This is a genomic window from Streptomyces sp. NPDC055400 (genome assembly GCF_053644375.1).
The window spans coordinates 1-13,730 of the sequence record NZ_JBSHLM010000005.1 but is presented as its reverse complement, the minus strand read 5'-3'; the positions used below and the strand labels follow the sequence as shown (position 1 = coordinate 13,730).

The 13,730-nt window shown below is 70.2% G+C and carries 14 protein-coding genes; 7 read left to right on the top strand and 7 right to left on the bottom strand.

All coding sequences use genetic code 11. From position 1 onward, the window contains the following. Positions 1-23: 23 nt before the first annotated feature. Entirely contained in the window at positions 24-983 is a 960-nt protein-coding gene (locus ACWIGU_RS14120) for an NAD(P)H-dependent flavin oxidoreductase (RefSeq protein WP_454400601.1), read from the bottom strand. Between the two features lie 359 nt (positions 984-1,342). Between ACWIGU_RS14120 and ACWIGU_RS14115 the strand changes: the two genes are divergently transcribed. Both ACWIGU_RS14115 and ACWIGU_RS14110 read left to right on the top strand, forming a co-directional pair. Next, positions 1,343-1,870, top strand: a complete 528-nt coding sequence (locus ACWIGU_RS14115; RefSeq protein ID WP_454401579.1) for a DUF1062 domain-containing protein — start codon at positions 1,343-1,345, stop codon at positions 1,868-1,870. 289 nt (positions 1,871-2,159) lie between these two features. After that, positions 2,160-3,407, top strand: coding sequence for an MFS transporter (locus ACWIGU_RS14110; RefSeq protein WP_454400599.1), 1,248 nt, complete (start codon positions 2,160-2,162; stop codon positions 3,405-3,407). On the opposite strand, the gene ACWIGU_RS14105 is transcribed toward ACWIGU_RS14110, so the two are convergent. Beyond that, the gene (locus ACWIGU_RS14105) at positions 3,400-4,314 is read right to left on the bottom strand and encodes a LysR substrate-binding domain-containing protein (RefSeq protein ID WP_454400597.1); all 915 of its coding nucleotides are present in this window, start codon (positions 4,312-4,314) and stop codon (positions 3,400-3,402) included. The genes ACWIGU_RS14110 and ACWIGU_RS14105 overlap by 8 nt on opposite strands. A 144-nt stretch (positions 4,315-4,458) precedes the next feature. Between ACWIGU_RS14105 and ACWIGU_RS14100 the strand changes: the two genes are divergently transcribed. From ACWIGU_RS14100 to ACWIGU_RS14090, 3 genes are all read left to right on the top strand, one after another. Continuing rightward, complete coding sequence (locus ACWIGU_RS14100; RefSeq protein WP_454400595.1) at positions 4,459-5,469, top strand: aldo/keto reductase; 1,011 nt, start codon at positions 4,459-4,461, stop codon at positions 5,467-5,469. Between the two features lie 32 nt (positions 5,470-5,501). Continuing rightward, a complete protein-coding gene (locus tag ACWIGU_RS14095) occupies positions 5,502-5,933 on the top strand; it encodes an SRPBCC family protein (RefSeq protein WP_454400593.1) in 432 nt (143 codons plus the stop codon). Between the two features lie 193 nt (positions 5,934-6,126). Continuing rightward, positions 6,127-6,690: a dihydrofolate reductase family protein gene (locus ACWIGU_RS14090; RefSeq protein WP_454400591.1), complete on the top strand. Its 564-nt coding sequence runs from the start codon at positions 6,127-6,129 to the stop codon at positions 6,688-6,690. A 48-nt stretch (positions 6,691-6,738) separates the two neighbouring features. Here the strand turns inward: ACWIGU_RS14090 and ACWIGU_RS14085 are convergent, their stop codons facing one another. Next, positions 6,739-7,542 carry a PP2C family protein-serine/threonine phosphatase gene (locus tag ACWIGU_RS14085; protein ID WP_454400589.1) on the bottom strand — a complete coding sequence of 268 codons (804 nt, stop codon included), beginning with the start codon at positions 7,540-7,542 and terminating at the stop codon, positions 6,739-6,741. 183 nt (positions 7,543-7,725) lie between these two features. Here ACWIGU_RS14085 and ACWIGU_RS14080 point away from each other — a divergent pair, with 183 nt between their 5' ends. After that, entirely contained in the window at positions 7,726-9,048 is a 1,323-nt protein-coding gene (locus tag ACWIGU_RS14080; protein ID WP_454400587.1) for a phosphoribosyltransferase family protein, read from the top strand. Positions 9,049-9,075: 27 nt separating this feature from the next. On the opposite strand, the gene ACWIGU_RS14075 is transcribed toward ACWIGU_RS14080, so the two are convergent. The 3 genes from ACWIGU_RS14075 to ACWIGU_RS14065 form a co-directional block, all read right to left on the bottom strand. Next, positions 9,076-9,663, bottom strand: a complete 588-nt coding sequence (locus ACWIGU_RS14075; protein WP_454400586.1) for a TerD family protein — start codon at positions 9,661-9,663, stop codon at positions 9,076-9,078. A gap of 394 nt (positions 9,664-10,057) precedes the next feature. Next, the gene (locus tag ACWIGU_RS14070; protein ID WP_454400584.1) at positions 10,058-11,782 is read right to left on the bottom strand and encodes an MFS transporter; all 1,725 of its coding nucleotides are present in this window, start codon (positions 11,780-11,782) and stop codon (positions 10,058-10,060) included. Positions 11,783-11,861: 79 nt separating this feature from the next. Continuing rightward, the gene (locus tag ACWIGU_RS14065; RefSeq protein ID WP_454400582.1) at positions 11,862-12,320 is read right to left on the bottom strand and encodes a MarR family winged helix-turn-helix transcriptional regulator; all 459 of its coding nucleotides are present in this window, start codon (positions 12,318-12,320) and stop codon (positions 11,862-11,864) included. 246 nt (positions 12,321-12,566) lie between these two features. Between ACWIGU_RS14065 and ACWIGU_RS14060 the strand changes: the two genes are divergently transcribed. Further along, positions 12,567-13,106, top strand: a complete 540-nt coding sequence (locus ACWIGU_RS14060; protein WP_454400580.1) for a YbhB/YbcL family Raf kinase inhibitor-like protein — start codon at positions 12,567-12,569, stop codon at positions 13,104-13,106. A 120-nt stretch (positions 13,107-13,226) separates the two neighbouring features. On the opposite strand, the gene ACWIGU_RS14055 is transcribed toward ACWIGU_RS14060, so the two are convergent. Beyond that, the coding region (locus ACWIGU_RS14055) for an acetyl-CoA carboxylase biotin carboxyl carrier protein subunit (RefSeq protein WP_454400578.1) at positions 13,227-13,730 on the bottom strand (504 nt) is incomplete at its 5' end.

Genomic DNA, 13,730 nt, shown 5'->3' with positions numbered 1-13,730 from the left:
TAGCCGCGTGGGCAGTTGGTGTGTCAGCGGGGGTACGCGCGGGCCAGCGACTCCTCGGCCTGCGTGGCCAGGGTGGTGACGAGGTCGGCTGCCGAGGGGAGGTCGGTGATGAGGTCGACAGCTTCGCCGGCCCAGACCGGCAGTGGGGGGATGGTGCCGCGGGCCACGTCGTCCTGGTAGTCCTGACGGGCTTGGGGGTCGGCGGCGAGTTCGGCCTCCCGGCCGCGCCAGGTGTCGAGGTAGGGGTGGCCGAGGGTTCGGGCGGGGTACTTTGCGGGCCATCGGGAGCCGCGGGTAATGTCCAGTAGCGTGCTCCGCTCGGTGTCCTGCCCGCGTCCTTCGACGATGGCCTTGGTGATCGAGGGATCGGCCAGGGACTCTGCGGTGGCCTGGAAGCGGGTTCCGATGACCGCTCCGGCCGCGCCCAGCACGAGTGCGGCCGCCACGCCACGGCCATCGGCGATCCCGCCGGCCGCCAGTACCGGCACCGGATCCACGAGATCCACGACCGCGGGCACGAACGGCAACGTGGAGCGCCCGCGCGCGGCTCCGTGCCCGCCGCTCTCGGTTCCCTGAGCCACGATCACATCGGCGCCCAGGTCCGCGGCCTGCCTGGCCTCGTCCAGGTCGGTGACCTGAAGGATCAGCAGAGCTCCTGCCCGGCGGACACGCTCCGCATAGGGGCTCGGATCGCCGAACGACAGCATCACAGCCCTCGGCCCGTACTCCAGCGCACGCTCCACCACGCCGACGTCGATTCCCCAGGTCAGGAATCCGACGCCCCACGGACTTCCCGTGCCCGCCACGACGGGCACCTCACGTGCCAGCCACTCCGGGTCCCCGGACCCGCTGCCGAGGATCCCGAAACCGCCGCCGCGCGAGACCGCCGCGGCCAGTGCGCCGCCGGCCGACCCACCCATCGGCGCAAGTGCGATCGGGTACCGCACGTCGAACATCTCTGTGAACGCCGTCGAGAACGCCATGGCCACATCATGACTCCTCGCCCAACGGGCGGGCGCACAAATGTCGTCACCGGCAGCGCCGGCTTCCTGCACCGTGCCGTCGTGCCTGTGGACGGCGGCCGTGCGGCCGTCTGGTGCGCCAGTGCCTGTCCGGCGGACCGGAGTGCGCCGGCGGGATCCGAAAACCACTGGAACAGCGCCGCTGCGGGCCATTACCGTGCTGCCGAACCAAGTCGCCCAGGCAAGGACGTGCCGTTGTACACCCTGTGAGACCTCCCGAGCGCTGATCTGTCGCGCGTCGCGCATACGCGCCGCGCTCCTTTTTGCTGCGGACTTCTCACTGAAACCGGTGTACTTCTGTGCTCAATAGCTGGGTGGTCATGCCCACCTGCCTGCCGCTCGTTCTCCGCCGTTGCCACGCGTGCGCGTCCGGCCGCTTCCGGGCGAACGGCAAATTCCGCGTCAACGCCAACCACAAGCTCATCGACGCCTGGCTCCTCGCGCTCTGTACCGCTTGCGGGGGAACCACAAAGCTCACGGTCCTGGAGCGGATGAATGTGCGCTCCGTACGGCCCGAGCTGCTGGACCGGATGCATGACAACGACCCTGGCCTGGCAGCTGAGTTGCTCCAGGACCCGGTCGTGCGGCGCCGCAATCGCATCGCCCTCGACTGGGACAACGCCTGGCGCCTCGACACCGGCGGACCGGACCACCTGGACCGCGAGGTGATCGACGTCCTGGTCCGCTTCGCGGCGCGGATCCCTGTCCGGCCGGTGCGACTGATCGCTGAAGGGTGCGGTCTGTCGCGGACCGAGGCCGAGAGACTGATCGAGGAGGGGAAGCTCGTTTCGGCCGTCCGGCTGAGCGGCAAGCTCTCCGGCGACTTCACCTTCACGCTCAAGCGCTGAGCTCTCCTCTCGACAGGTCGGGTCGCTTCCCTCGCTCCTTGGAGTGGGGGAAGCCGCCAGGCCAGTAGTGGCGACCCAGGCCTGTCTCCAAACCCCCGCCGTCGCCCGAAGGGCGGCCCCACGGCGTTTGGTGCGTGCTCTCGGCGTGCCGGGTGCAAGGCCTCGTGCTGGGTACAACGACGGGTTGTGTTCTCATGGCGGGTCGGTTGTTTGATCTCGTCGTCTGCTCCTCGCTTTGATGTCGGTGGTCAACGTGTGGGTGATCGGGGCGGCGAGAGGTGCGGTGGGCGTGAAGGGCAGGCGGGCGCTGGGGCGGCGGTTCGGGTGGTTGTGGGCGGCGTTCGCGGTCAGCTCGTACGGCACGGGGTTCGGGTTCGGCGCGTTTCCCTTGATCGCGATCCTCGTACTGCACTCCGGGCCGACCCAGGTGGCGGCGCTGGCCGCCGCGGGGCGGGCCGTGGGGGCCGTGGTCGCGGTGCCCCTCGGGCCGTGGATGGAGTTCCGGCGTAAGCGGCCCGTCATGATCGCGATGGATCTGATCCGGTTCGCGGCGCTGATGAGCGTCCCCGCCGCGTTCGCGCTCGGCCGGCTCAGCTTCGCCCAGCTCCTCGTCGTGTCCGTCGTCGCCGCCGCGGCCGACATCGCCTTCAAGGCGGCCGGCGGCGCGTATCTGAAGTCGCTCGTGCGGCCGGAGGACCTGCTCGTCGCGAACGGCAGGTTCGAGTCGACGACATGGACCTCGATCGTGGTCGGGCCGCCGCTCGGCGGGGCCGCGATCGGCATGTTCGGACCCGTGACGACCGTGGTTGCCGACGCGGTCAGCTACCTGCTCTCGGCGCTCGGCATCCGCGCCATCGGAGGGACGGAAACGCGCCCCGCGCGGGCCGCCGCACCGCGGCTGCGCGCCGGTGATCTGCTCGAAGGCTGGCGCTACATCCTCAGCCACCGCACGCTGCGCCCGCTGTTCCTCAACTCGATCGTTGTCAACGGCCTCATCATGGCCTCCGAGCCGCTGATCGCCGTGCTCATGCTGAGCCGACTCGGCTTCGCACCCTGGCAGTACGGTCTTGCGTTCGCGGTCCCCTGCATCGGTGGACTCATCGGCTCACGCGTGGCGCACCCGCTCGTGGCACGGTTCGGGCAGCACAAGGTGATGCTCGTCGTCGGGGCGCTGCGTGCGTGCTGGCCCATCGGACTGGCGTTCGTCCAGCCCGGAGTACCCGGAATCGTGCTCGTCATCGCGGTCCAGCTCGGCCTGGTGACGTGCTGCGGCCTGTTCAATCCGGTGCTTGCCACCTACCGGCTCGAACACGCCGACCCCGACCGGGTCGCCCGCACGCTGTCCGCGTGGTCGGTCAGCAGCAGCCTCTCGATCGCGGCTCTGACCGCCCTGTGGGGTGTCGTCGCCGCCGTCACCGGCCCGCGCATCGCGATCGCGCTCGCCGGAGTCGTGCTCCTGGCCACTCCGCTGCTGCTCCCGCGCCGCGAGAAGGCGCCCCGGAGCACGGAGGAGCGGGCCGCCGCCGGCCTCACCTGACGGGTTCGTCCGCGGTGTCCTTGGTGTTGAGTACGGTCGCGCGGAAGGACGTGACGACCGGGCGCAGATCGATCTGGTGCCATGCTGCCCACAGGCGTACTGACCTCTGGAACCAGGGGAGTTCACGGACGGTGACCCCTGGGGTGTCGCCTCGCAGCATGCTCTCCTGGACGAGCGTCATGCCGAGGCCGGACGCGGCCAGGCCGAGAGCGGTGAGAGGCTCGGGGGCTTCGAGCCGGATGTCGGGCGTGAACCCGGCCGCCGCGCAGGAGGCGACGAAGTCGTCGCGCCAGGCGGGCTGTTGGCTGTTCTCGATGGCGATCCACGGCTGATCGTCGAGGTCTTCGGGCAGGATTTCCGCCCGCCCCGCAAGTGCGTGGCTGCTCGGCACGGCCAGGAGCAGGGGGTCTTCGAGCAGGAGGGCGCTGCGCAGGTCGGGGTCCGTCTCGGGGGGCGCCTCCGGCACGAGGGCGATGTCCAGGCTGCGTTGGCGCAGGCCCTCGAACTGCTGGGCCGCGGTGAGGTCGTAGAGGGCCACGTGGATGCCGGGGCGCTCGTCGTGCAGGGCGCGCAGCGCCTGGGGCAGGATCCCGGTGTGCATGGCATCGCCGACGTATCCCACGCACAGGCCGCCTTCCTCGCCGCGGCCCAGGCGGCGGCCGAGGTTCTCGAGCCGGTCCGCGTGCCGCAGCAGGGCCGTGGCCTCCGTGAGGAAGACGCGGCCGTCGGAGGTGAGGCGGAGGCGCTGCTGGCTGCGCTCGAACAGGGTCAGGCCCAGGTTCTTCTCCAGCTGGGCGATCTGCCGGCTCAGCGGTGACTGGGAAATGTGCAGGCGATCGGCGGCGCGGCCGACGTGTTCCTCCTCGGCCACGGCCACGAAATAGCGAAGTTGTCGCAGGTCAAGCATGTAAGACCTCGGGGGACTCAAGTGTGTCCAAGCAAGTCTTGGACAGTCTGACCTCTCGATCCTAACCTCGACAGAGCAAGAGCCGCGGAACAGGGGAAAACGTCCTGATAGCCGCATTACACCTCGAACAGAAAGTTTCCCACCATGGGTATCAAGTCCCTCCTGCCGGGATCCCTCGGCTTCGGCACCGCCCCGCTCGGCAACATGTTCCGCAGCATCCCGGACGAGGAAGCCGCGGCCACCGTCGAAGCCGCCTGGGACCAGGGCATTCGCTACTTCGACACCGCGCCCTTCTACGGCGCGGGCCTGTCCGAGCTGCGCCTGGGCGAGGTGCTGGCCGGCCGGCCGCGCGACGAGTACGTGCTCAGCACCAAGGTCGGCCGCGTCATCCTCGACGAGCTGGAGGACCCCGCCGACCGCGACCTGGGCGAGAAGGGCGGCCTGTTCGAGCACGGCCGCGCGAACAAGATGGTCGACCTCTACACCGCGGACGCCACCCTGCGCTCCATCGAGGACAGCCTCAAGCGCCTGCGGACGGACCGGCTCGACATCGTCTGGGTGCACGACGTCGCCCAGGACTTCCACGGCGACGACTGGCTCGCCGTCTACGAGTCGGCGCGCACCGGCGCCTTCCGCGTCCTGCAGAACCTCCGCGACGAGGGCGTCATCAAGGCCTGGGGCCTGGGCGTCAACCGCGTGGAGCCGATCGAGCTCACCCTCGGCCTGGACGAGCCCGAGCCCGACGCGTTCCTCCTGGCCGGCCGCTACACCCTGCTCGACCACAACCGGTCCCTGCAGCGCCTGCTGCCCGCCGCCACCGAGCAGAACGTCGACATGGTCGTCGGCGGACCCTACAGCTCCGGCATCCTCGCCGGCGGCCGGCACTTCGAGTACCAGAAGGCCCCGGCCGACATCGTCGCCAAGGTCGAGCGGATCAAGGCGCTCGCCGCCGCGCACGGTGTCAGCATCAAGGCCGCCGCCCTGCAGTTCGCCCTGGCGCACCCGGCGACGGCTGCCGTCGTCCCCGGCGCGACCCGGCCCAGCCGCATCGCCGAGGACGTCGCCGCCCTCGACGAGAACGTCCCGGCCGCCTTCTGGACCGCGCTCCGCGACGAGCGGCTCATCGCCGCCGACGCCCCCACCCCCACTGCCTGACCCGACTCCACGGCACACGCAAGGAGCAGTACATGGCCACCACCGCCACCGCCACCATCGATCTCCCCCGATCCGCCGACGACGTCTGGCAGCTCATCGGCGGCTTCGACTCCCTGCCCGACTGGCTCCCGTACATCCCCGAGAGCGAACTGAGCGAAGGCGGTCGCGTTCGCCGCCTGACCAACCAGGACGGCGGCGTCATCGTCGAACGCCTCAAGGCCTTCGACCACCACAAGCGCACCTACTCCTACGCCATCGAGCAGGCGCCCTTCCCCGTCACCGACTACCTCTCCACGCTGACGGTGCGCGACATACCCGGCGCACCCGGAACGTCGCAGGTGGAATGGACGGGCTCGTTCACGCCCGTCGGCGTCAGCGAGGCCGACGCCGAGGAGCTCTTCCACGGCATCTACGCGGACGGCCTCGCCGCACTGCTCAACACCCTCAACGCCCTCAACACCTGAGGAAGACACCGGTGTTGGACCGGTCACGCCATGCTCCGGGTGCCGACTTGTGACACTGTCGGCACCCCACGTGCATGGCCCTCCGACACCCCGGCCTCGTCACGGCGCCGGCCGGATGAGGGCCGCCGATGATTTTCCGGGGCGGGCGCGGTCATGAAGGGTGGACCAGCCACGGCTCAGGAGGAGGCGCGGGATGCGCACTCTGGCGATCACCCAGAACATCACCGTCGACGGTTGCGTCGAGATGCTCACCGATTGGTTCGAACCGCAGGCCCAGGGCAACGCGGACATGGCCGATGTGCTGGAGGAGGGCCACCGTCAGGACAGCGAGGCAGATGCGCTGCTCGTGGGCCGGCGAACCTTCGAGGACTTCCGCGGCTACTGGCCCGGCCTGACCGACGACACCACGGGCATCTCCGACTACCTCAACCAGGTGCGGAAGTACGTCGTGTCCGGCTCGATCGAGGACCCGCAGTGGGAGAACTCGACCGTCCTGTCCGGCGGCGCGGTCAAGGAGGTCACCGCCCTGAAGGCGCTGGAGGGCGGCAAGGACATCGTGCTCACCGGCAGCATCAGCCTGGCCCACACGTTGATCGAGGCGGGCCTCGTCGACGAGTACCGCCTCTTCGTGTACCCCGTCGTCCAAGGCCGGGGCAGGCGCCTCTTCCCCGATGGGTACGAGGTGCCGCGACTGCGGCTCGTGGACTCGAAGTCCTTCCGGAGCGGGATCGTGCTGCTGCGCTACGTCCCGGCCTGACGGGGCCGGCCAGTGGCTGGGGCGGTCGGCTCGTCGGCCGTTGCCGGGTCAGCCGGCAACGGAGACCAGCGCGATCGTGACGTTGTCCGGACCGCCCGCGGCCATGGCGGCCTTCCACAGCTCGAAGACGGCCCGGCCGCCGTCGTGCGCCCGCAGCACATCGTCGATCTCGCTCTCGAGTACGGGATCGGTCAAGCCGTCACTGCACACCAGCATGCGCGTACCCGGGGTGAGCGTGGACGTGCTGACGTGCGGCGTGATCGCGCTGAACGCCTGTGCGCCACCGAGCGCCTGCGTGACGATCGACGTGGTGCGCCGGCCCTGCGGAGGCGGTGGGCTGTCGTCCACGCTCACCTGGTGGAGCGTGTCGTCCGTGGCGGCCCGGGCACCGGTGAGACCGCCGTCGCCGCTCGTCTCGATGCCGTCACCGGCCGGGCCCACTTCGATCACCCTGCTGTCGCCGACGTTGAATACGAGCAGTTCGTGTTCGAGGATCACGACACCCGCGACGGTCGTCCCCATCGTGGCCAGCTCCGGGGCGCGGTCGGCCGCCGCGTACACGGCGTGATTGCACATCGCCAGCGCGTCACGAACCGCTTCCTCGCCGTCCAGCGCCGGCCCGAACAAGGCGAGCCGGCGGACGACGAGGCTGCTGGCGACCTCGCCGGCCGGCTGCCCGCCGATGCCGTCGGCGACAGCGACCACGAGTGGATGGCCGAGCGGGAACGCCATCGTCTGCGGATTCTCCGTCACCGATCCGCACAGCGTCCATGGGCCGACGACCAGGCTGTCCTCGTTGTGCTCGCGCCTGAGTCCGGGGTGGCTCAGCGCCGTGACCGATATGTACGGCATAGGGGGTGCCGCCCTTCCGCGAAGGAGCGCATCATCCGCACCACCATTGTCGCGCCGGAGTGCGGCCCGGGTCGCGCGGTGCGCACGCCCCGAGTTGCGCGGCGCCGCGAACGGGGTTAGCCCGGAGGTAAGGGCAGGAGGTGCCTGCCCTTACCTGCGAGGCCTCCGAGAGGGGCGAGCGCTGTGCGGTTCACGGATCGTACTGATGCCGGGCGGCGGCTGGCCGCAGCGGTCCAACATCTGCGTGACGAGGAGCCTGTCGTCCTCGGGCTGCCCCGTGGCGGGGTTCCGGTGGCTTTCGAAGTGGCGCGTGCGCTCGGCGCCCCGCTCGACGTGATCGTGGTCCGCAAGCTCGGCGTCCCCTACCAGCCGGAACTGGCGTTCGGCGCGATCGGCGAGGGCGGCGTGCGGGTCCTCAACGACGACGTCGTGCGCCACTGCGGGATCGGCCCCGACCACATCGCGGCCGTCGAGCGCGCGGAGCGACAGGAGCTGGAGCGGCGGGCACGGAGGTACCGCGGCGGGCGGCCTCCGGCAACCGGCGAGGCCCGCACCGTGATCGTCGTGGACGACGGGATCGCCACCGGTGCCACGGCGGCGGCGGCGTGCCAGGTCGTACGGGCCCAGGGCGCGGCCCGCGTGATCCTCGCCGTGCCGGTCGCGCCGCCGGACGCCGTGCGCAGACTGAGCGTGGTGGCCGACGACGTGGTGTGCCTCTCCGTACCGCCCCTGTTCGGTGCCGTCGGTGAGTGGTACAGCGACTTCTCGCAGACCACGGACGAGGAAGTGGCCGCGTGTCTGGCACGGGCCGTGGCGGACCCCGCACGCGTACGGCAGGCACCGGCCACGACCGGCGTGGAGGTGGAGGCCGCCGGAGTCCGGCTGGCCGGAGACCTGGCACGGCCGGAAAGGGCCGCGGGGCTGGTGATGTTCGCCCATGGCTCCGGCAGCAGCCGGCACAGCCCGCGTAATCGTGCGGTGGCGGAGGTGTTGCAGGAAGCGGGCCTCGGCACGCTGCTGTTCGACCTGCTCACGCCCGCCGAGGAAGCCGACCGGGACAACGTCTTCGACATCGGCACGCTTGCCGGCAGGCTGGCCGGAGCCACCCGCTGGCTGCGCGACCGCGAGTCGGCGCCGATCGGGTACTTCGGTGCCAGCACCGGCGCCGCGGCGGCGCTCCGGGCGGCCGCCGACGACCCGGACATCGGCGCGGTGGTGTCCCGCGGCGGACGGCCCGACCTGGCCGGACCCCGCCTCGACGACGTGCGGGCGCCGACCCTGCTCATCGTCGGCGGGGCCGACCTGATGGTGCTCGACCTGAACCGTGCCGCCCAGGCTCAACTCCGTTGCGAGAACCGGCTGGAGATCGTGCCCGGAGCAACGCATCTCTTCGAGGAACCCGGAGCGCTCGACCGGGTGGCCGGCCTCGCGAGGTCGTGGTTCACCACGCACCTGACGGCAGGCAGCGACCCTTCGACGTCGGCGCGCCGGGAGCCACATCACTGACCGGTTCGGGGCCGGGCGCCTCAGGGCCTACCGGTTGCTCACCGCGAAACGCATCAGCGCCCGCTCGTCGCCCTGCTTGATCTTCCCCGTCTCGTTCAGCACCTCGAGCTTCCAACTGCCGTTGACCCGGATCGCCTTGGCGACACGGCAGCCGTTGTCGTTGGTGAGCAGGCTCGGCCAGATGTCGGCGACCTGCTGGGAGGTGCCGCCGGTTGCGTCGTACACCTTGAAGCTGATGTTCCGCGCCTTCGTGAAGGAGCTGGACTTCTTGTAGGCGGCGGCCACGAAGACGATCGACGTGATGTTGGCCGGGACGCGGCCGAACTCGACGGTCACCGTCTCGTCGTCCCCGTCGCCGCGCCCCGTCTGGTTGTCGCCGCTGTGCACCAGGGAGCCGTTGCCCAGCGGGTCCAGGGAGTCGAGGCCTGCGAGCCGTACCGGGTCCGTGCCCTGCAGCGCGATGGCGATGAGGTCGAGGTCCGTGCCGACGTTCCGGCGGAGCTTGCCCATCAGCCCGCCGCTGCTTCCGGCGGTGGGGTCCCAGGACACGCCGATCGACAGGTGGGTCACACCGTCGAGATCAGCCGGTCCGTCTTCCTTGGTGAGCGTGATCATGTGAATCCCTCGTGATGGTGGAGTGCTATGCATGAAGTCTGCCGATATCGCTCGCCGCTTGATACACCAGGTCCGAAATTGGTGCTGGTCGGTCCTGCGTCGTTCCTATGGCCTGGCCCGGGATCAGGATCGACGGAACCGTTGCGGAGCGGTCGCGCGGCGCACGACGCGTCGCGCTGCAACTGGCCCGCGCATACACGTGCGTTCGCGAGAACGAGAAGTCGGGCCCCTGGCCCCGGGCGAACCTCGTGCAGGGAGCGGGTCTTCGCGAGCCTGGTCTCCGCTGCCGGACGCATGGGCGAGTTCGACGGCGACCTCGTCTGTGCGGCCTCCGTGGGTGGAGACGGCTCCGGGCCGCGGTGCGGAAAGGCACCGCAGCCCGGAGGGTAATCGCTCAGGCCACGCTGTCGCGCAGCTCCGCGAGGCTGTCCTTGGTCAGGTGCCTGGGCGTGCTGTCGGCGTCGACGAGGACGACCGTGCACGTGGCGGAGTGGGTGAGTGCGGTCGTGAGACTGCCGTCGGCGAACTGGGCGAGGGGGCCGCGCGGTGAGTGTCCGATGGCCACGGCGCGGGCGTGTACGTCCGCCGCGTGGTGGGCGAGGGCACGGCCTGCGGCGGCGTGGTCTCCGACGCTCGTCAGGATCTGGCCGGTGGCGGTGATGCCGTCGGCGCTGAGGCGGTCGAGGTGGGCGGTCACGGCGGCGCGGGCCTGTTCGTCCGTCTCGGTGTCGACGGCCTGTTCCTCGACGACCGCGGTCTGCTGGACGTGGACGACCTCCAGCGGGCTGCCCGTGTCGCGAGCGAGCCGCGCCGCGGCGTCGACGATGCGGGCCGCCTTGTCGTGGGCGCCCACGGCGACGATGACGGGCGGCGCGTCGGTCGCGGCGGCTGTCTTGCCGACAGGCGTGAGCGACGGGCTGACGGCTTCACTCCCGACCGGATCCGCCTCGGCCTTGCGCAACAGACCATGGCCGCTGGCCAGTACGGGGATGGCCAGGAGGAAGGTGGCGGCGCCCAGATAGAAGGGCACGCTCAGGTCCGTGGCGTCGGCGAGCTTGCCCGCGACGAAGGGGGCGAGGCCACCGCCGATGAAGCGCAGGAACCCGTAGGCGGATGAGGCCACGGGGCGCTCGACGGGGGAGACGAGCATGACGGCCTGGGTGGTGAGGGTGTTGTTGATGCCGATGAAGGCGCCGCTGACGATGACGGCCACGATGACGACCGTGGGGTTGTCGACGCCGGCGGCGATGAGCGCCATCACGATGCCGAGGCCGAGCAGGTTGGCGTACAGGACGGGAGCGGTGCCGAAGCGGGCCTGAAGACGCGGGGCGAAGAAGACGCTGAAGGCGGCCACCAGCAGTCCCCAGCCCGTGAAGACCAGACCGAGCTCGTGCGCGCTCAGCTTCATCGGGTACGGGGCGTAGCCGAGCATCGTGAAGAAGCCCCAGTTGTACAGCAGGGCCATGATGCCCATGGTCAGCAGACCGCGGTGGCGCAGCGCCTTGAGCGGCGCGATCGGCGAGGTGGGGCGCTTCGGCTTGGGCAGCGAGGGCACGAAGGCGAGGGTCGCGACCAGTGCGATCGCCATCAGCACGGCGACGCCGAAGAACGGTCCGCGCCAGCTGATGCCGCCCAACTCCCCGCCCAGCAGCGGGCCGACGGCGATCCCGAGGCCGAGCGCGGCCTCGTACAGGATGATCGCGCCGCCGAAACCGCCGCTCGCGGAGGCGACGATGACGGCGAGGGAGGTGGCGATGAACATCGCGTTGCCCAGGCCCCAGCCGGCGCGCATGCCGACGATGCCGTTGACGGAACCGGCCGTGCCGGCGAGTGCGGCGAAGACGACGATGACGACCAGGCCCACGACCAGGGTGCGCTTGGCGCCGATACGGCTGGATATCCAGCCGACGAAGAGCATGGCGACCGCCGTCACGATCAGGTAGCTGCTGAAGAGCAGGGAGACCTGGCTCGGTGAGGCGTGCAGGTTCTCGGCCAGGGCGGGCAGGATCGGGTCGACCAGGCCGATGCCCATGAACGAGATCACGCAGGCGAACGCCACGGCCCAGACGGCTTTTGGCTGCTTGAAGGGACTGGCGGCCTTTCCATGCGGTGCACTCATGCGCGGTTCTCTCCAAAGTGTCGAGAAGAGGAGTGGGGAGGAGGGGGTGCGGGGAGCGGACAGGTTGCGGAGGGACGGGTCAGTCGTGGGCCGTACGGGTCTGGCGGTCCTGGATGGCGCGGGCCAGGGCGGGCAACGCGGTCCGCACCGCCTGCTGCTCCGGCTCGGTCAGCTCCCCGATGAGCAGATCGAGGGCCTGGGTCCGCTCGGCGCGCCGCTGCCGGAAGACCTCGAGGCCGCTCTCGGTGGCTTCCACGAGGACGGCCCGGCCGTCGTTGTGGTCAGCCACTCGGCGTACCAGGCCCGCGCGTTCCATGCGGGTGACGAGCTGGGTCATGTTCGGCTGGGAGACACCTTCGGCCCTGGCCAGCTCGCTCAGCCGATACGAGCCCTCGCGGCCCAGCCGGCCGATCGCGGACGAGGCCGCCGTGCTCAGGCCGCCGGCGACGGCGCTCTGCCGCACGTAGCGGACCAACTGCTCCACGGCGATCATCAGGCCCTCGGCCCGGGGGTCGACTTCCATAACCCGCTTATCCATAAGCGCATTATGCATCTACTTGTAGTATGAATCAATATCGCGTGGGCGGGGTGTTTCATCTCCGGTGGCCACGCTTTTCCGGGACGCATATCGACAGGGACGGACGCCGTCCGGACAGAAGTCGCCCATTTGCGGCGTGCGGCGCCTGTGGGTGTCGTGCGAGTGTCGGAGGGTGTGACCGATCAGGGCGGGTCGGTCACCGACCGCTTCCGTGCGCACCTGACCGCCTGACCAGAGGAGAAGCACATGCCCCACTCCTTCGATCCGTACAGCGTCCTGCCCTCATTGCCGGAGTTCGGCTTGCACAGCACGGACATCGCGGACGGGAAGCCCCTCGATGTCGCACAGTGCAGCAGTCTCTTCGGAGGCCCGGGCGAGGATCGCTCTCCACAGCTGTCCTGGGAGGGTTTCCCGGTCGACACGCAGAGCTTCGCGGTGACCTGCTTCGACCCGGACGCGCCGACGGCGAGTGGCTTCTGGCACTGGGCGGTGTACGACATCCCCGCGTCGGTGCACGAACTGGAGGCCGGTGCCGGGGCGCCGGGCGGGAAGTACCTCCCCGCCGGCGCGAAGATGCTGGCCAACGACGCGGGCGGGCACAGCTTCCTCGGCGCGGTGCCCCCTCCCGGGCACGGTCCCCACCGATACATGTACGCCGTCCATGCGCTGGACACGCCCGAGCTGGATGTGCCGACGGCGGCTTCCCCGGCCTGGCTGGGCTTCCAGCTCTTCACCCACGCGGTGGCGCGGGCCGTGATCACCCCGATTTTCGAGAATCCGGCCTGAGCACCAACGACTGACAGCGCGGAAGCCCAGGAGTGGCCGCGCAGGCCAGGAGCAGCCCGAGAGCCCAGGAGGTCGTCCTCCCGGGCTCTCGGGTGCGGGTCGTCGGGGGAGGGACAGCGCTCAGTCCTTGATCTCGCAGATGGTGGCGCCGGAGGTGATGGAGGCGCCGATCTCGGCGGTGAGGCCCTTGATGGTGCCGGTGCGGTGGGCGTTGAGGGGTTGTTCCATCTTCATGGCTTCGAGGACGACGACGAGGTCGCCTTCCTTGACTTCCTGACCTTCTTCGACGGCGATCTTGACGATGGTGCCCTGCATGGGGGAGGCGAGGGTGTCGCCGGAGGCGGCGGGGCCGGACTTCTTGGCGGCGCGTCGTTTGGGCTTGGCGCCGGCGGCGAGGCCGGTGCGGGCCAGTGACATGCCGAGGGAGGAGGGCAGGGAGACCTCGAGGCGTTTGCCGCCGACCTCGACGACGACGGTCTCGCGGCCGGTTTCCTCGTCGTGGTCGGTGTCGGGGGTGGCGGCGAAGGGTTTGATCTCGTTGACGAACTCGGTCTCGATCCAGCGGGTGTGGACGGTGAAGGGGTCGCTGGTGAAGGCCGGGTCGGTGACGACGGCGCGGTGGAA

Coding starts and splice junctions, on each gene's coding strand:
- ACWIGU_RS14120 (WP_454400601.1), bottom strand. CDS start 983: ATGGCGTTCTCGACGGCGTTCACAGAGATGTTCGACGTGCGGTACCCG.
- ACWIGU_RS14115 (WP_454401579.1), top strand. CDS start 1,343: ATGCCCACCTGCCTGCCGCTCGTTCTCCGCCGTTGCCACGCGTGCGCG.
- ACWIGU_RS14105 (WP_454400597.1), bottom strand. CDS start 4,314: ATGCTTGACCTGCGACAACTTCGCTATTTCGTGGCCGTGGCCGAGGAG.
- ACWIGU_RS14100 (WP_454400595.1), top strand. CDS start 4,459: ATGGGTATCAAGTCCCTCCTGCCGGGATCCCTCGGCTTCGGCACCGCC.
- ACWIGU_RS14095 (WP_454400593.1), top strand. CDS start 5,502: ATGGCCACCACCGCCACCGCCACCATCGATCTCCCCCGATCCGCCGAC.
- ACWIGU_RS14090 (WP_454400591.1), top strand. CDS start 6,127: ATGCGCACTCTGGCGATCACCCAGAACATCACCGTCGACGGTTGCGTC.
- ACWIGU_RS14085 (WP_454400589.1), bottom strand. CDS start 7,542: ATGCCGTACATATCGGTCACGGCGCTGAGCCACCCCGGACTCAGGCGC.
- ACWIGU_RS14075 (WP_454400586.1), bottom strand. CDS start 9,663: ATGATCACGCTCACCAAGGAAGACGGACCGGCTGATCTCGACGGTGTG.
- ACWIGU_RS14070 (WP_454400584.1), bottom strand. CDS start 11,782: ATGAGTGCACCGCATGGAAAGGCCGCCAGTCCCTTCAAGCAGCCAAAA.
- ACWIGU_RS14065 (WP_454400582.1), bottom strand. CDS start 12,320: ATGGATAAGCGGGTTATGGAAGTCGACCCCCGGGCCGAGGGCCTGATG.
- ACWIGU_RS14060 (WP_454400580.1), top strand. CDS start 12,567: ATGCCCCACTCCTTCGATCCGTACAGCGTCCTGCCCTCATTGCCGGAG.